16 protein-coding genes are annotated in these 15,916 nt (G+C 63.5%); 4 read left to right on the top strand and 12 right to left on the bottom strand.

Going from position 1 to position 15,916, the window contains the following annotated elements; all coding sequences use genetic code 11:
* Positions 1-53: 53 nt before the first annotated feature.
* On the bottom strand, positions 54-566 hold the full coding sequence (locus tag N4G42_RS09250; protein ID WP_260666952.1) for a GNAT family N-acetyltransferase: 513 nt from the start codon (positions 564-566) through the stop codon (positions 54-56).
* A gap of 112 nt (positions 567-678) precedes the next feature.
* On the opposite strand from N4G42_RS09250, the gene N4G42_RS09245 reads away from it, so the two are divergent.
* The 4 genes from N4G42_RS09245 (at position 679) to xth (ending at position 3,611) form a co-directional block, all read left to right on the top strand.
* Positions 679-1,548 carry a thymidylate synthase gene (locus N4G42_RS09245; RefSeq protein WP_260666951.1) on the top strand — a complete coding sequence of 290 codons (870 nt, stop codon included), beginning with the start codon at positions 679-681 and terminating at the stop codon, positions 1,546-1,548.
* A gap of 74 nt (positions 1,549-1,622) precedes the next feature.
* On the top strand, positions 1,623-2,231 hold the full coding sequence (locus N4G42_RS09240; protein WP_260666950.1) for a DUF4337 domain-containing protein: 609 nt from the start codon (positions 1,623-1,625) through the stop codon (positions 2,229-2,231).
* 32 nt (positions 2,232-2,263) lie between these two features.
* Positions 2,264-2,752 carry a dihydrofolate reductase gene (locus N4G42_RS09235; RefSeq protein WP_260666949.1) on the top strand — a complete coding sequence of 163 codons (489 nt, stop codon included), beginning with the start codon at positions 2,264-2,266 and terminating at the stop codon, positions 2,750-2,752.
* A 79-nt stretch (positions 2,753-2,831) separates the two neighbouring features.
* Complete coding sequence (gene xth / locus N4G42_RS09230; RefSeq protein ID WP_146872302.1) at positions 2,832-3,611, top strand: exodeoxyribonuclease III; 780 nt, start codon at positions 2,832-2,834, stop codon at positions 3,609-3,611.
* A 146-nt stretch (positions 3,612-3,757) separates the two neighbouring features.
* Here the strand turns inward: xth and N4G42_RS09225 are convergent, their stop codons facing one another.
* From N4G42_RS09225 to N4G42_RS09175, 11 genes are all read right to left on the bottom strand, one after another.
* Positions 3,758-4,705, bottom strand: a complete 948-nt coding sequence (locus N4G42_RS09225; protein ID WP_192421059.1) for a ferritin-like domain-containing protein — start codon at positions 4,703-4,705, stop codon at positions 3,758-3,760.
* Between the two features lie 228 nt (positions 4,706-4,933).
* Positions 4,934-6,571: a nitrogen regulation protein NR(I) gene (ntrC, locus tag N4G42_RS09220; protein WP_260666948.1), complete on the bottom strand. Its 1,638-nt coding sequence runs from the start codon at positions 6,569-6,571 to the stop codon at positions 4,934-4,936.
* Positions 6,572-6,622: 51 nt separating this feature from the next.
* Positions 6,623-7,648 (bottom strand): nitrogen regulation protein NR(II), encoded by a 1,026-nt coding sequence (gene glnL, locus N4G42_RS09215; RefSeq protein ID WP_043566259.1) that lies wholly within the window; start codon positions 7,646-7,648, stop codon positions 6,623-6,625.
* 81 nt (positions 7,649-7,729) lie between these two features.
* Positions 7,730-8,251: a hypothetical protein gene (locus N4G42_RS09210; protein WP_056067114.1), complete on the bottom strand. Its 522-nt coding sequence runs from the start codon at positions 8,249-8,251 to the stop codon at positions 7,730-7,732.
* 222 nt (positions 8,252-8,473) lie between these two features.
* The gene (gene glnA / locus N4G42_RS09205; RefSeq protein WP_094291201.1) at positions 8,474-9,889 is read right to left on the bottom strand and encodes a type I glutamate--ammonia ligase; all 1,416 of its coding nucleotides are present in this window, start codon (positions 9,887-9,889) and stop codon (positions 8,474-8,476) included.
* Between the two features lie 172 nt (positions 9,890-10,061).
* Positions 10,062-10,883, bottom strand: coding sequence for a competence/damage-inducible protein A (locus N4G42_RS09200; RefSeq protein ID WP_260666947.1), 822 nt, complete (start codon positions 10,881-10,883; stop codon positions 10,062-10,064).
* Positions 10,880-11,821, bottom strand: a complete 942-nt coding sequence (locus tag N4G42_RS09195) for an EI24 domain-containing protein (protein ID WP_260666946.1) — start codon at positions 11,819-11,821, stop codon at positions 10,880-10,882. The genes N4G42_RS09200 and N4G42_RS09195 overlap by 4 nt, the downstream gene beginning before the upstream one ends.
* Positions 11,822-11,856: 35 nt before the next feature.
* A complete protein-coding gene (locus tag N4G42_RS09190) occupies positions 11,857-12,870 on the bottom strand; it encodes a sterol desaturase family protein (RefSeq protein ID WP_260666945.1) in 1,014 nt (337 codons plus the stop codon).
* A 97-nt stretch (positions 12,871-12,967) separates the two neighbouring features.
* Entirely contained in the window at positions 12,968-13,789 is an 822-nt protein-coding gene (locus N4G42_RS09185) for a polysaccharide deacetylase family protein (RefSeq protein ID WP_260666944.1), read from the bottom strand.
* A gap of 23 nt (positions 13,790-13,812) precedes the next feature.
* The gene (locus tag N4G42_RS09180; RefSeq protein ID WP_056067105.1) at positions 13,813-14,799 is read right to left on the bottom strand and encodes a YncE family protein; all 987 of its coding nucleotides are present in this window, start codon (positions 14,797-14,799) and stop codon (positions 13,813-13,815) included.
* Positions 14,800-15,072: 273 nt separating this feature from the next.
* The gene (locus N4G42_RS09175) at positions 15,073-15,825 is read right to left on the bottom strand and encodes a 16S rRNA pseudouridine(516) synthase (protein WP_260666943.1); all 753 of its coding nucleotides are present in this window, start codon (positions 15,823-15,825) and stop codon (positions 15,073-15,075) included.
* Between the last annotated feature and the right edge of the window lie 91 nt (positions 15,826-15,916).

Genomic DNA, 15,916 nt, shown 5'->3' with positions numbered 1-15,916 from the left:
GGACTCTCGGAAAGGGCTCCCATGTGGGAGCCCTTTTTGCATTGGCAACAAGCTCAGGCAACCAGTGTCTTGAACATCACATGGGCATCGACATAGCCCAGCGTGTGGTGCCGGAAGGCCCCGGGCAGCGTGCCCAAGATCGCAAAGCCCAGGTGCTGCCACAGCCGCACGGCGCGCACGTTGCTCGCCACCACCAGGTTGAACTGCATGGCCCGAAAGCCCATGGCCACAGCCTGCTGCTGGGAGTGCTCACACATCAACGAGGCCACGCCCTGCCCCTGCGCGGTCGGCGCCACCACATAGCCACAGTTGCACACATGGGCGCCCTGCCCAGGCTGATTCGGCTTGATGAAGTAGGTGCCCAGAATCTCCCCGCCCACGCCCAGGGCGACAAAGGTCGCAGCAGGCAGCTCTACCCAGGCTTTGTGGATCTCGGCCTCGGTGCTGTCGGGGGCAAACGCATACGTGTCTCCCTCCTGGAAGGTGGTGCGCAGGATGGGCCACACGGCGGGCCAGTCGGCAGCCTGGAGGGGGCGGATGGTGACGGGGGTATCGGAAGTCGTCATTGGAAGTGCAGTGGATGGATGGCGAGTCTGGCATTCTCCCGCTCCGCATAAAATCCGCCGTCGGCAACGGCCACCCCTTGATGGCGGCGCCCTACCCTGAGTGATCCATCCCATGACCCAGCCTTCTGCTGCCCCGGCAGCTCCTGCCTTGCCCGCCCGCCCCGTGCGCTCCCAGTACGAAGATTTCATGCGCCATGTGTTCACCCACGGCGTGGACAAGTCGGACCGCACCGGCACCGGCACCAAGAGCGTGTTCGGCCACCAGATGCGGTTTGACCTGAAGGAAGGTTTTCCGCTGGTCACGACCAAGAAGGTGCACCTCAAGTCCATCATCCAGGAGTTGTTGTGGTTCCTGACCGGATCGAGCAACAACAACTGGCTGAAAGAGCGCGGCGTGACCATCTGGGATGAATGGGCGCGCGAGGACGGCGACCTGGGCCCGGTGTACGGCGTGCAGTGGCGCAGCTGGCCGACGCCGGACGGCGGGCACATCGACCAGATCAGCGACGTCATCCAAACGCTCAAGACCAACCCCGACTCGCGCCGCATCATCGTGAGCGCCTGGAACGTGGCCGAGCTGCACAAGATGGCGCTCATGCCGTGCCACGCTTTCTTTCAGTTTTACGTAGCCCCGGCGCAAGAGCCCGGCGGGCGCGGCACGCTGTCTTGCCAGCTGTACCAGCGCAGTGCAGACATCTTTCTGGGTGTGCCGTTCAACATCGCCAGCTATGCGCTGCTGACCCACATGGTGGCCCAGCAGTGCGACCTGGAGGTGGGCGACTTCGTCTGGACGGGTGGCGACTGCCACATCTACAGCAACCACCACGAGCAAGTGCAGACCCAGCTGGCGCGCACGCCCTACCCCTACCCCGTGCTGAAGATCAGACGCAAGCCGGACAGCATCTTCGACTACGAGTACGAAGACTTTGAAGTGGTGGACTACCAGTGCCACCCTGCCATCAAGGCGCCCGTGGCAGTCTGACCTGACCACTGCACCAGCCAGCCTGCGGCACAGGCCCCGCTTTCACCCATAACCAATACAACGAGCTTCTATCTATGTCTTCCGGCGGATTCCACGTACACGGCCCCCACGACCACGCGGTCGAACATGCCACCCACGGCCACGATGCTGCACACCACGGCGCGGAACATGGCGGCGGCTCGTCCACCAACAAGATCGCCATGTTCACGGCCATCGTGGCGACGGTGGGTGCCATCTTTGCCTACATGGGCGGCGCCACCCAGGCCAATGCGGGCCTGATGAAGAACGACGCGGCCATCAAGAAGACCGAGGCCTCCAACCAGTGGAATTACTTCCAGTCCAAAAGCACCAAACAAAGCCTGGCCGAGCTGGCCCGTGACCTGACCCCGGCTGAAGCCGAGAAGGTCAAATACCAGGCCAAGATCGACCGCTACGAAAAAGAAAAGAACGAGATCAAGACCGCGGCCGAAAAGCTGGAGGCCGATGCCCACGCCTTCGATCAGCAAAGCGAGGCCCAGATGCACCAGCACCACCGCTGGGCCCAGGCCACCACCGCGCTGCAGGTGGCGATTGCCCTGGCCGCGATTGCGCTGCTGACCAAGAAGAAGTGGCTGGAATACGGCATGTACGGCGTGGCCGCCGTGGGCCTGGGTGTGGGCGCGCTGGCGTTCCTGCACATCTGATCCCCTCCCCACTCACGCACCGAGCGAGCCCCATGCCCCTGCACCTCATCTACGCCCGCGCGGCCAACGGCGTCATCGGCAAGGACAACCGCCTGCCCTGGCACATCCCCGAGGACATGGCGCACTTCAAGCAGCTCACCCAGGGCTGCCCGGTGGTCATGGGCCGCAAGACCTGGGACTCGCTGCCCGCACGCTTTCGCCCCCTGCCCGGCCGCACCAACATCGTGGTGACGCGGCAGGCCGACTGGCAGGCCGACGGTGCCCACCGCGCAGGCAGCCTGGCCGAAGCCCTGGCGCTGTGCGACGCAGGCAAAACCGTGTGGATCATTGGCGGCGCGCAGATCTATGCCGAATCCTTGCCCCTGGCGGACTGCTTGGAGGTGACGGAGATCGCCCAGGACTTTGACGGCGATGCCTATGCCCCTGTGCTGGGCGCAGAATGGGTAGAAACCGCCCGCGAGCACCACGTGAGCACCAACGGGCTGCCGTTCAGCTTTGTGACCCGTGTGCGCCGCGCCTGACGCTTCTGCCCCATCCCTCATCTACTCACATTTTGATAGCTGCCAGCGCATTATCCACTAGCGCTACCGGCCAAAAACCATGCAAATTGCCACCTGGAACGTGAACTCCCTGTCGGTGCGCCTGCCCCAGGTGCTGGCCTGGCTGGCCGCCAACCCGGTCGATGCCCTGTGCCTGCAGGAGCTCAAGCTCACCGACGACAAGTTTCCCCACGACGCGTTGAAAGAGGTCGGCTACGAAGCCGTGGCCTTCGGCCAAAAGACCTACAACGGCGTGGCCATCCTGAGCCGCCACCCGCTGCGCGATGTGGTGCGCAACATCCCCGCCTTTGGCGACGAGCAGGCCCGCGTCATCGCCGCCACGCTGGACACGCCGGCAGGCCCGCTGCGCCTGCTCAACGGCTACTTCGTCAACGGCCAGGAGCCGGGCTCGGAAAAGTTCGCCTACAAGATGCGCTGGCTGCAGGCGCTGCAGGACATGGTGCGCGCCGAGATGGCCGCCCACCCGCGCCTGGTGCTGGTGGGCGACTTCAACGTGGCGCCCGAAGACCGCGACTCGTACGACCCCGAGGGCCTGCGCGAGACCATCCACCACACCACCGAAGAGCGCAACCACTTCCAGGCCCTGCTGGCCCTGGGGCTGACCGATGCCTTCCGCATGTTCGAGCAGCCCGAGAAGAGCTATTCCTGGTGGGACTACCGCATGCTGGGTTTTCAGAAAAACCGGGGCCTGCGCATTGACCACATTCTGGTGAGCGAGGCCCTCAAGCCCACGGTGACGGCCTGCGTGGTGGACCGCGCCCCGCGCAAGAACCCACAGCCCAGCGACCATGCGCCGGTGGTTGTCACGATGAGCGCCTGATGCACCCTTGAGCCGCTCCGCACGCGATGCAAAAAAGGCTGCCAGAGGAATGCTCTGGCAGCCTTTTTCTTGGGGTCAGCCCTCAGCGCAGCAACCGACGCACGGTCAGGTGCGGTTTACCCAAGGGTCGCCCTTGGCACCTGGGATCAGGGACGGGGCGAGAACCCGTCGCGCAGCGCACGCACCTCGTCGTGGTTGCGCTGGGCGCCTTGGGCCTGGCGCTCCACCAGAGCGCGCACATCGGCAGGCAGCGTCGCCTTCAGCGCCTTGCGGTAGCGGGCCACCGCAGCGTCCTCGCCACGTTCGCACTCTTCGAGCACGGCCTTGTCGTCCTGGGTGGACAAAGCGGTCTTCACCGACACCCAGCCCCGGTGCAACGCGCCCGCCACGGTCCCCCCCTGCGCGGGGTCGCCATTGAGGCGGCGGATCTCGTGTTCCAGCTCCACGGCGGCAGCCGCACACTCGCGCGAGTGGCGCTGGAAGATGCCCTTGAGCTGGCCCGACTCTGCGTGCTCGGCACAGGCATGGAAGCCGTATTCGCCGTCACGTGCAGACTCCAGCAGGTCGTTGAGCACATCGACCACGTCTTCGGCGTCGATCACGTCCATCGGGCGGTCGCTGGCCAGCGCAGTGCGGTTGGCGGCGCGCTCCCACGCGGCGCGGGTGGCCGGGCGCACATCGGTCCAGGCCAGGCCGTCGCTGCCGTGGCGTGCACGCCAGTCGTCGGCCAGGCGCGGCTCGATGGCGTCAAAGTCGCCCTCGTAGCGGCCTACCGACGACCAGCCCAGTTCATAGGCAGGACGGTATTGGTCGTACGTGCGGCCGCCCACGTAGTAGGGCTCGCGGTGGTAGGTCTCGCGCCAGTACGCGTCTTCTTCGGTGGGGTTGACGGCCTCGGCAGCAGCCTTGCCTGCCAGGCCGCCCGCCACAGCACCCGCCACGCCACCAATGGCAGCGCCGATCGGGCCGCCAAAAGCACCTGCAGCAGCCCCGGCAGCGGCGCCCCCGAGGGCGGCGCCCACGCCCGTTCCGACGGGGTGAGCACCTGGCTCATTGGTCAAGGGGTCACGGTTGGCATCGTTGAAATCCGACATAGGAACATCTCCGGTTGGTTGACAGTGACTTCATTGTTGAAGCCACCTCCGGAGTGCCGGGTCGGCCCAGGGAGGGCCTGCATGTAGGACATGGCCCGCCATGCAGTGCGATGCGCAGCGCGCATCCGGGCCAGGTTGCAGCGATGCCACCAGCGATGTAGTGGCACCTTGCATTGCTACGATTTCAATAGCTGCAGAGGCATGATAAACATGCACCTGCGGCCATTTTCATACTTCCTCCGGCGCGTCCAGACCCAACTCCTGGATCTTGCGGGTGATGGTGTTGCGCCCAATGCCCAGGCGCTGCGCGGCCTCCATGCGACGGCCGTGGGTGGCCACCAGGGCCGTGCGGATCAGGCGCGACTCAAAGCGCCGCGTGAGCGCATCCCACACCTCGGGCTGGCCGCCTGCGAGCAGTTTTTGCGCCTCGGTTTCCAGTGCCTGCTCCCAGCTGTGGGCGGCAGCCACAGGGGCTACGGCGGCGTCGGCCGACCAGGACGCAACGGCCGCAGGTGCAGACGCCGACACTGGAGCGGACACCTGCGCTGCAGGGTGCAGGCCCCCCACCAATTCGGGTACAGGCTGCGCTACTGGCGCAACAGGCGCCAGCGGGGCCACCGGCATCGATGTCACCGTGGCCGCCGCAGGCTCGGCGCCCGCCGTTGCACGCACCGGCGGCTGGTAGACCGGGGCCTCCAGCACTTCGGGGGGCAGGTCTTGCAGCGAGATCACCTGCGCGGGCGCCATCACCGTGAGCCAGTGGCAGATGTTCTCCAGCTGGCGCACGTTGCCCGGGAAGGCAAACTGCTCCAGCCGCGCCAGTGCCGAATCGGCAATACGCTTGGGCTCCACGCCCAGCTGCCGCGCGCTTTGCTGCAGAAAGTGGCGCGTGAGCATGGGCACGTCTTCATGCCGCTCGCGCAGCGCGGGCAGGCGCAGGCGGATCACATTGAGGCGGTGGAACAAGTCCTCGCGGAAGCCGCCTTCCTTGACGCGCTGCTCCAGGTTCTGGTGGGTGGCGGCAATCACACGCACATGGGCCTTGACGGCCGCATGGCCGCCCACGCGGTAGAACTGGCCGTCGGACAACACGCGCAGCAAGCGCGTCTGCAAATCAAACGGCATGTCGCCGATTTCGTCGAGGAACAGCGTGCCGCCCTCGGCCTGCTCGAAGCGGCCGCGCCGCTGGGTCTGCGCGCCGGTGAACGCGCCGCGCTCGTGGCCGAAGAGTTCGCTCTCCAGCAAGTCCTTGGGGATGGCAGCCGTGTTGATGGCCACAAAGGGGCCGTCTGCCACAGGCGAGTGCTTGTGCAGCGCGCGCGCCACCAGCTCCTTGCCCGAGCCCGATTCGCCGGTGATGAGCACCGTGACCTGGCTTTGCGACAGCCGCCCGATGGCGCGGAACACGTCCTGCATGGCGGGCGCCTGGCCCAGCATTTCGGGGGTCGCGGTCTGGCGCTCTTCGGTGACTTCTTCGCGCTGGCTTTCTTCCACCGCGCGGCGGATCAACTCCACCGCCTTGGGCAGGTCAAACGGCTTGGGCAGGTATTCGAACGCGCCGCGCTGGAAGGCCGACACAGCGCTGTCGAGGTCGGAGTACGCCGTCATGATGATGACGGGCAGGCCGGGCTGCAGCTCGCGCACCTTCTCCAGCAGTTGCAGGCCCGAACCTCCCGGCATGCGGATGTCGCTCACCAGAACCTGGGGGCCCTGGCGCGCGGGGTCGCCTGCGGTGACATCGGCCAGTGCGTCCAGCACTTCGCGGGGGTGCGTGAAGCTGCGCGTGGGCAGGTTCTCGCGCGCCAGCGCCTTTTCCAGGACGAAGCGGATCGAGGGGTCGTCATCTACTATCCAGATCGGCTTCATATGTTTTTCTTACCTTCCCTGTGGTTGCGTGTCAGGGACCGTCATGCGCTGTCAGGGCAAGGGGATCAGGATTCGGAAGTCGGTGCGACCCGGTACGCTGTCGCATTCGATCAACCCGTGGTGACGCTGCACGAAGGTTTGCGCCAACGTCAGCCCCAGCCCTGATCCGCCGTCCCGACCCGATACCAGTGGATAAAAAATCCGCTCCTTGATGGCATCGGGTACGCCCGGTCCGTTGTCGATGACATGCAATTCCAGTGCCAGCCGGTAGCGTTGTCGGCCGAACGTGACCTGGCGGGCCACGCGCGTGCGCAGCGTGATCACGGCATCGCCTTTGGCGATTCGCTCTGACAACGCCTGGGCCGCGTTCTGCACGATGTTTAGCACCGCCTGAATGAGCTGCGCACGGTCCCCACGAAACTCGGGGATGGAGGTGTCGTAGTCGCGCTGTACCTTGAGGCCCTGCGGGTATTCGACCAGCACGAGCGAGCGCACGCGCTCGCACACCTCGTGGATGTTCACATCGCCCACCAGGTGGGGGTGGCGATGGGGCGCGAGCAGCCGGTCCACCAGGCTCTGCAGGCGGTCGGCCTCGTGGATGATGACCTGGGTGTATTCGGTGAGCTCCCGGTTGTCGAGCTCCATCTCCAGCAGCTGTGCCGCGCCCCGAATGCCGCCCAGCGGGTTCTTGATCTCGTGGGCCAGGTTGCGGATCAGCTCCTTGTTGGCCTGGGCCTGGTCACGCAGGCGCTCTTCGCGGTCCTGGCGGGCCTGCTGCTCCAGCGGCCACAGCTCCACCAGGATTTCGCCCACCTGCTCGGCATCGGCCACGTTGACGTGCACGGGCACCGGGTCCTGGTGCAGGCGCTTCAGGCTGGCCTCGTAGCGCAGCGCGGCAAAGTCCTTGCCCCGGGCGCCCGCCAGTGCGGTCTGCAGCAGTGCCGGGTCGGTGAAGAAGGTGGAGAAGTCCGCCCCTTCCAGGGTACGGCGCGAGAGGCCCAGTGTGTTTTCCAGCGCGGCATTGGCAAACTGCACCGCGCCATCGTCAGCGCGCAGCACCGCCACCAGGGTGGACATCAGGTCCAGGGAATGAAAACGCCCGGTGTCAGTGCCGGGAAGGTCGAAGGAAGAAGGGGCACTCACACGCAATCACCGCTATCAGTTGGTGGGTGCAGCAGGGGCAGGCAGGCGGGCAATCTCGCGCTTGATACCCGCAATGTCACTCTCGCTGCGGGCCACGCTGGCCTTGAGTTCGGCCGTGCGTTCGGTGTAGCGCTGGGGGTTGCGCAGATCGAGTGCGTTGCGCTCGGGGGCGCCGTTGTTGTATTCCTTGAGCAGTTCGGCATGGCGCGTTTCCGCCTTGCGCAGCTCGGACTCCAGAATCGCGCGGGCATCCGAGTCGCGGGATTTTTGCTCGTTGTTGCTGACGCGTGGAGCGTTTGCGGGCGAGGTCGCAGACGACGGGGCTGCCGCACCACCCGCTGCAGGAGCTGCGGCAGACGCTGGGCGGGTGCCCTGCACCACGGTAACGTTGCCGCCCTCCACCAGCTTGCAGCCGCGCTCCTTGGCTTGCTGGGCGTTGTTGGTGTATTCGTTGCCGCAACGGTAGATGCGGTCTTGCGCCTGGACTGCGGGGACGGTGGCGGCAATGAGGAGCAGGGTGATGAGCGTTTTATTCATTCGGTTTCCTCGCACTGACATGCAGGGGACAGGGGAGTATCCCCCAATCACCCTACATCTCCAATCCAACAAGGGCAGACCCTTGAAGGGCTGTGTATACGGATGCAACACCTGGCGTCTTGGTTCCGCCGCACGCGTTCGGCGCAGGTAGCGCCGCCGCCCGCCCATGAAAAAAGGCGACTTGCGCCGCCTTTTCTTGAGCAATGGTCTGCAGGCAGACGATTACAGCGAGTAGTACATGTCGTACTCGACAGGGTGCACTGCCATGCGGAAGCGGGTCACTTCGTTCATCTTCAGATCGATGTAGGCGTCGATCATGCTGTCGGTGAACACGCCACCCTTGGTCAGGAACGCGCGGTCCTTGTCCAGATGTTCCAGGGCCTGGTCCAGGCTGTGGCACACGGTGGGCACCAGCTTGTCTTCTTCTGGAGGCAGGTGGTACAGGTCCTTCGTAGCGGCTTCGCCAGGATGGATCTTGTTTTCCACGCCGTCCAGACCGGCCATCAGCAGGGCTGCGAAGCCCAGGTAGGGGTTCATCAGTGGATCGGGGAAGCGGGCTTCCACGCGACGGCCCTTGGGGTTGGCCACGTAAGGGATACGGATCGAAGCGGAACGGTTCTTGGCCGAGTAGGCCAGCTTCACCGGTGCTTCGAAGTGAGGCACCAGGCGCTTGTAGCTGTTGGTACCGGGGTTGGTGATGGCGTTCAGGGCACGGGCGTGCTTGATGATGCCGCCGATGTAGTACAGCGCGAAGTCCGACAGACCAGCATAGCCATCGCCAGCGAACAGGTTCTTGCCGTCCTTCCAGACGGACTGGTGCACGTGCATGCCGGAGCCGTTGTCGCCGTGGTAAGGCTTAGGCATGAAAGTGGCGGTCTTGCCGTAGGCGTTGGCCACGTTGTGGATCACGTACTTTTGCAGGATCGTCCAGTCGGCGCGCTCGACCAGCGTGCTGAACTTGGTGCCGATTTCGTTCTGGCCAGCGCCCGCCACTTCGTGGTGGAACACTTCGACCGGAATGCCCAGGGATTCGAGGATCAGGGACATCTCGGCGCGCATGTCTTGCGTGCTGTCAACAGGAGGCACGGGGAAATAGCCGCCCTTGACGGTGGGGCGGTGGCCACGGTTGCCGCCTTCGAGCTTGGCGCCTGTGTTCCAGGGGGCTTCGTACTCTTCGATTTCGTAGAACGTGTTGTTGGGTTCAGTGCTCCAGCGCACGCCGTCGAAGATGAAGAATTCTGGCTCGGGACCGAAGTAGGCCGTATCGCCCAGGCCGGAGGCCTTCAGGTAGGCTTCAGCGCGCTTGGCAATGGAGCGGGGATCGCGGTCGTAGGCCTTGCCGTCGGTGGGCTCGATCACGTCGCAGGTCAGGATCAGCGTCGTTTCTTCAAAGAACGGATCGATGTTGGCCGTGCTCGGGTCGGGGATCAGCTGCATGTCGGAGGCTTCAATGCCCTTCCAACCGGCGATCGACGAGCCGTCAAAGGCATGGCCCGAAGTGAACTTGTCTTCGTCGAAGTGAGAGACGGGCACCGTGGTGTGCTGTTGTTTGCCACGGGTATCGGTGAAACGGAAGTCAACGAACTTGACTTCGTTCTCCTTCACCATCTTCATCACGTCTGCAACGGTCTTGGCCATCAGGTTCTCCTGGATAAAGCGCTTGTTGAAAAAAGAGTTTGCCGAAATAAAAGCAGTTTGCGTGCCAGCCGAGTGCAGCACCGCACTATGAAGGAGCGCTACCCGCGACAGGTCGGCGTGGCATGCGCCAAAAAGCACCAATACGGTGCAATCCATCTACCAAATCTGAGTCTCACAGGTTGCGCACCAATTCAGGGCCGCAATTTGCACCAAATTCGTGCAATCCTGTTTTCAAAGCCTGCCATGCAGCAGGCACCGAGGACGCGGGCCCTTTGACACCCAGTTCGATATGCCGCCCGTATTGTGGATGATCTACGCTGGGCAAACTGAACACCCGCACATCCGGGTGCGATTTTTCAATCTGCTCCATGAGGGGCGTCAAGGCTGCCTCCATCGCACCATAAACCACCACCGACTGCTCGGTCTGCGGTGCCCGGTTGAAATGGGCTGCGTAGTGGTGCTCCAGCACCCATTCGATCATGGGCCAGGCCATGACTGGGAAGCCCGGAACGAAGTGCACGGCACCGCCCCCAGCCCCGTCGCAACTGAAGCCGGGGATCTTGTTGTAGGGATTGGGGATGATGCGCGCACCCACCGGGAACATGCCCATGTTGAGGCGGTGCACGTTGTCGGACCGGTCGGGCTCATAGGGCACGCCCTGCTCGCGCGCCACATCCTGCATGCGTTCGCGGATCAGCGCCTCGGCTTCTGGGTGCAGGGCCAGATCCCGGCCCAGGGCACGTCCAGCACATTGCCGCGTGTGGTCGTCAGGGGTTGCACCAATGCCGCCACACGAGAACACCACATCGGCCGACGCGAACGCCCGCTGCAAAGTGGCCGTGATGCGGTCCGGGCTGTCGCCCACATAGTCGGCGTAGGCCAGCGACAGGCCCCGCGCCGATAGCAGCTCGATCACCTTGGGCATGTGCTTGTCGGCCCGTTTGCCCGACAGTATCTCGTCACCGACGATGATGAGACCAAAGGTGGGGGTCATAGTGGATTGTCTCCAGGGTTCGGATTTGCAGGGGGCGGCAGCGCGGGGGCTGGGGGTGCCGCCATGTTCAGAGCTGGCGCGTCTTTGGGGTGCGCGGCCGCTTCGGCCAATGGGGCGGGCCCGGTCATCGGCGCCATCGTGGCCCGCTCGGCACGCAAGCGCTGCAGGGCGGCCAGACCGTAGTGCGTGAACCACAGCGAGGAAAACGCGAACACCAGGGTGTAGATCCAGATCGCCAGCGGCACCAGCACAAAAAACGCGGCGGCAAACACCACGCCCGATGCCCACACAATGCTGGGCGCTGCCCCGAGGTAGCCCGTGACGATGCCAATGGCCAGCAGGCTGCTGCGATGGCGGCGGAATATCTCCAGGCGCTCTTCCTTGCTGGCGTGGTCTGCCAGGGCGTCGAACACCATCACCCGGTAGGTCAGCCAACCCCAGATCAGCGGCGGCAGGATGAGCACCAGCGGCGGCACCAGCCACAGCGGAACGGACACCACCAGCGCCACCAGCGCCAACACCGTGGACCCTACCGACCAGGCCACACTCGCAACGAAGGACCCGCCCTTCTTGCGCTCCAGATCCGGAAACCGCCGCGCAGCCACCAATGCCACCAGGGCGGGGGTCATGAGTACCGCTACGGCCAGCAGCGACACCACCACCAGCACAGGCGCCACGGCCAGCACCACCATCAACGGCGCCATGACAGCAGTCACATCCCCCAGGCCCCAGCCCTGAAGCCAACCCCAGACGCTGGCCAGCAACGAGGACGCATCGAGCAACGCGCGCATCCCCTGCACCGCCGCGTCCCAGTAGAAGTAACCCATTCCGAGTGCCAAAACGGCCATCAAGAACAGAGGCAAGAGCGACAGCGCAATCACCCGCGGACGCAGGCAATAGGCAGCGGCACGCCAGAAAGAATCAAGCAGTAATCCCATGGCGGCAAGCATACAGGCAGCGCCCGCCAAGCCGCTCAGGCCCTGCCCAGCAACCTCAGTACGCCCCGCCATTGCTGGGACCAGAACCCCGCGCCGTAGTCGCGCACACGGCCATCGGGGCCCGGCTCGACCTGGTCGCGCACGCCCGTGGGGTCAAAGCGCTTTTCAAAGTTGGCCGTGCCCATCAGCATGTCCCACCAAGGCAGAAGCACCCCGAAGTTGTGCCCGCCGAGTACCACACGCGGCGGCGTTGCTGCTTGGCCCGATGTTGTCTCGGTCGAAGGCTTGACCGTCTCGTGGCCAATGCCGATGCTGTGGTGCCGGCGGTGAAACCGGGGGCTGATCCAGAGCCGCTCACCCACCTGACCAAACCACAGCCGCACGTTGGCGTGCTGAAAGCTCTCGCTGAGCTGAGTGATGGCCACGATGGCAATGAACTGCCCCGGCGCAACGCCAATCAGCTGCGCCACCGTCACCAGAATCACGTCGCGCAGCAGGTCATCGAGCAGGTGGTTGCGGTTGTCGCTCCACATCGTCATCTGCTGCTGTGCGTGGTGCAGCGAATGCAGGCGCCACCACCACTCAAAGTGATGCTGCCCCCGGTGGATCCAGTAGTCCACAAAATCGAACACCACCAGATACAGCAGCAAGCTGACCCAGGAGATGTCCGTCACACCCGGCCAGAGGCCATCGAGCTGGAACGTGCTGACACCCGCCACACGCAAGGCACCAAACAGTGAATCCGCCAGCGGATCCACCGTGAAAAACAGCGCCAGCCGGAACAGTCCCAGCCGGTGAATCAGGGTGTAGAGGATGTCAGTGCGGATGGTGGCGCGGTCATTGACCTGCTCCACCGGCCACCAGCGCTGCATGGGGCCAATCACAGCCACGATGACGACCAGCTGCAGCAATCCCACCAGCAGCCAGCCGGATGCCTCATAACCGTTCTCCAGCAGGCTGGCCAGCCCTGTGGTGAACATCAGCGGCTGCAGCACGCTCTCAAAAAGCCATTGCTGCACGCTGTCAAATACACCGCCTAGCCATCCCATCGTGTCGCGCTCCCTGGCACCTGGTTATTCATGCAAACATGCGGCGCGTGCGCCCTCAGCCACGGCACACGCGATCCAACTTGATCCCACTGCCCATCTAGCGAACCTGAGCCGCTGCGGCCGCATAGTCAGGATGATCCCGCAAGGTACGAAAGCAAAACCCTCGCTGCTTGAGCCCTTCAATCAAAGGCTCCAGCACAGCGGGCGCCCAGGCGTCCTTGCGCGACCAGATCCCCAGGTGCGCCAGCAGGATATCGCCACTGCGCACATCACGCAGCGCCTTGTTCAGCAGCGCGGTGTTGCTGGCCGTCTCACTGGGCAGCTCATCCCCCAAGAAGCCGGCAGGCGACCACCCCACATGCGCGTAACCGCAGGCCTTCGCGCTGGCAATCAATTGTGCAGAGGTCTTGCCGCCAGGCGCGCGGAACAGGGGCAAAGGCGTCTTGCCGGTAATGGCCTTCAAACGATCCGCAGCACGGGCAATTTCTTCGCAGTATTCAGCTGCGGACACGGCAAAGCTTTGACCCTCACGCTGTCCCGCCGAGGGACGGACCCGAAACGCCGGATGCGGCGCGCTGCCGGCATCGGCACGCCAGTAGGTGTGGTTCCAGGTGTGGGAAGCAAACTCATGGCCCTCCGCGGCACGTGCACGCCACCATGGGGCCCAATGGTCTCCAAGACTTCCATCGCCTTCTTTCGTGCGCTCGTTTGCAGCAAAGAAGGTCACGTGCACCTGATGGCGCTTGAGCACCTCAGCCACCAAAGGCGCCACTTCCATGTGGCCAGTGTCAAAGGTCAGGTACAGGGGCTTTTTGCAGTCATTTTGGGCGGTAGCGCTAGTGAAACATGCCCAAAAAGCTATCAATACGATAGCATCGCGACGCCTTCTCCGTGATCCACGAAAAGCGCTGAGGAACATACCACTGACCGACTGTACAGCGCTCAACGTGGCGCGTGTTGCAGGGTCCATACGCCGTGGGGCGATTTACCCACGTTGACTTGGCGCACCACCTTCTTGGCCTGGGTGTCCACCACAGACAGCTTCCGGGCCCAACGCGAACTGACGTAGATATAGCGGCCATCCGCCGAAACATCCATGCAATCAGGCCCGCCCGGCACGGGGTACGACTCGACGACTTGCTGGGTGTTCATGTCGATCTTGCTGATCGAGTTGGCCACGCGATTGCTCACATACAGGTGGTGCCCGTCGCCAGCAGCGCGAAAGGCGTGTGCACCGTTGCCTGTCTTGATCCGCTTGACGCTGACCGCTTCACGCCCTGAGATATCGAACACCTCCACGCTGTCACCGCCTGTCAGTCCCACAAACAGGTGCTTACCATCGGGACTGCCGTAGACATCCGCAGGCATGGGGCCTGTTTTGACACGCCATTTGATGGTCTGTGTGGCAATATCAATCGCCACCAGTTCGTCACTGTCCTGCATGGTCGAATAGACGGTGGTGCTGCGGCTATCGATCCACAGATGGCTAGGGGTGCGCGATGTGGCCACGCGCTGCACCAGGGTCAGGTCCTTGCCGTCCCAGCGGTAAAAGTCCACATGATTCAGACGGTTGGCGGCCGTGATGAACCATTTCATGTCGGGACTGAATCGCAGATGGTAGGGGTCCACAATCCCACGTACGGTACGCTGCACCTCGGCGGTACGGGGGTCTACGAACGTCAGCGTGTCACCAAGCGCGTTGGCCACGATGATCGACTTTTCATCGGGGGTCAGATACAGATGGTGCGGCTCTTTACCTGTAGGTATGCGGGCCGTCTCCGTCCAGGTCACCGGGTCGATGACGCTAACGTTGGCCTCCAGCGAATTGAGTACAAAAAGTGGCGGAGCGCCCGCCGCCACACTGGCCAAGGAGTAACACCACCCACCAAGGGCCACAACGCAGATGCGTGCAATCGAGAGAATCTTCACAAAACCACTTTCAACACAGCCTTGAAGTGTAGCGCCGCGCCCAGCACGGACCCGAGCGACAACACGTAACATCAGGGTGATCGTGCTCTCTTTGACTCAGGTCATCCCGATATTGCGCTGCCTGGGGTGCCAGGGCATATCGCAGGGCGAGACCACAACTTGCCAGCAAAGCTCTCCCTGCCTCGGCAGTCAAGGGATCAACGACATGAGTCACAGTGCCCTGGCAGCGCGCTCTGAGCCAGTCAAAAGAGGCCGCTCCTCCAGATAACATGCTTAAGCATTGCTGTTCAACAGTGCCAGATCGGAAGCATTGAGCCATCGCCATTGGCCGGGGGCCAAATCCGCAGGCAAATCCATGCGTCCAATGCGAGAGCGATGTAGCCCCTCCACCCTATTGCCAACTGCTGCAATCATCCGCTTGACCTGGTGGTACTTGCCCTCAGTCAGCGTCATATCCAAGCGATGGGAATCCACGATGGAGCAGTTTGCAGCACGCACCGGCTTGGGATCATCGTCCAGCACAACCCCCGCCAACAATTTCGACACCTGTGTCTCGTCCACCGGGTGTTTGGTCGTCACTTGATAAACCTTCGGAACATGCTTCTTGGGCGAAGTCAAGCGATGAATGAATTGCCCGTCATCGCTCAATAGCAACATACCCGTTGTGTCCTGATCAAGGCGCCCCACCGCCTGCACTCCTTGTACCGCACTCTTCGTGGGCCGCTGGCGCAACGGCGGAGGCAGAAGCGTATAGATGCTGGGGTACGTAGAAGGCTTCTGAGAACACTCCGTGCCGGCGGGTTTGTGAAGCAGCACGTAGGCTTTGGCGTGGAACGGCCAATCCACACCCTGTACACGTAACAGCAGTCCTTCGGGCTCATAGCCTGCGGTAGCCTCCGTGCAGAGCACGTACTCGGCATTGGGCGAAGATGCCTCACGCACCGAGACCCATCCCTGCTGAATCAGGCCCGCGCAAACACGACGCGTACCAAAACCTTGGGAATACAGGATGTCTTGTAGTTGCATGGTCAATACCCTGGAGGGTCAGCGAGAAGGGATGATTTTTGTGCGCCTGGAAAGCAAAAAACCCCAGTCATATCTGACTGGGGTTTTCTGG

This window comes from Acidovorax sp. K2F, from assembly GCF_025246485.1.
GTDB classification, from domain to species: Bacteria; Pseudomonadota; Gammaproteobacteria; order Burkholderiales; family Burkholderiaceae_C; genus Acidovorax; species Acidovorax delafieldii.
Note: the sequence above shows the minus strand (reverse complement) of the source record. Positions and strands in the feature narration are given on the sequence as shown.

Coding starts and splice junctions, on each gene's coding strand:
- N4G42_RS09250 (WP_260666952.1), bottom strand. CDS start 566: ATGACGACTTCCGATACCCCCGTCACCATCCGCCCCCTCCAGGCTGCC.
- N4G42_RS09245 (WP_260666951.1), top strand. CDS start 679: ATGACCCAGCCTTCTGCTGCCCCGGCAGCTCCTGCCTTGCCCGCCCGC.
- N4G42_RS09240 (WP_260666950.1), top strand. CDS start 1,623: ATGTCTTCCGGCGGATTCCACGTACACGGCCCCCACGACCACGCGGTC.
- N4G42_RS09235 (WP_260666949.1), top strand. CDS start 2,264: ATGCCCCTGCACCTCATCTACGCCCGCGCGGCCAACGGCGTCATCGGC.
- xth (WP_146872302.1), top strand. CDS start 2,832: ATGCAAATTGCCACCTGGAACGTGAACTCCCTGTCGGTGCGCCTGCCC.
- N4G42_RS09225 (WP_192421059.1), bottom strand. CDS start 4,705: ATGTCGGATTTCAACGATGCCAACCGTGACCCCTTGACCAATGAGCCA.
- ntrC (WP_260666948.1), bottom strand. CDS start 6,571: ATGAAGCCGATCTGGATAGTAGATGACGACCCCTCGATCCGCTTCGTC.
- glnL (WP_043566259.1), bottom strand. CDS start 7,648: ATGTCCACCCTGGTGGCGGTGCTGCGCGCTGACGATGGCGCGGTGCAG.
- N4G42_RS09210 (WP_056067114.1), bottom strand. CDS start 8,251: ATGAATAAAACGCTCATCACCCTGCTCCTCATTGCCGCCACCGTCCCC.
- glnA (WP_094291201.1), bottom strand. CDS start 9,889: ATGGCCAAGACCGTTGCAGACGTGATGAAGATGGTGAAGGAGAACGAA.
- N4G42_RS09200 (WP_260666947.1), bottom strand. CDS start 10,883: ATGACCCCCACCTTTGGTCTCATCATCGTCGGTGACGAGATACTGTCG.
- N4G42_RS09195 (WP_260666946.1), bottom strand. CDS start 11,821: ATGGGATTACTGCTTGATTCTTTCTGGCGTGCCGCTGCCTATTGCCTG.
- N4G42_RS09190 (WP_260666945.1), bottom strand. CDS start 12,870: ATGGGATGGCTAGGCGGTGTATTTGACAGCGTGCAGCAATGGCTTTTT.
- N4G42_RS09185 (WP_260666944.1), bottom strand. CDS start 13,789: ATGTTCCTCAGCGCTTTTCGTGGATCACGGAGAAGGCGTCGCGATGCT.
- N4G42_RS09175 (WP_260666943.1), bottom strand. CDS start 15,825: ATGCAACTACAAGACATCCTGTATTCCCAAGGTTTTGGTACGCGTCGT.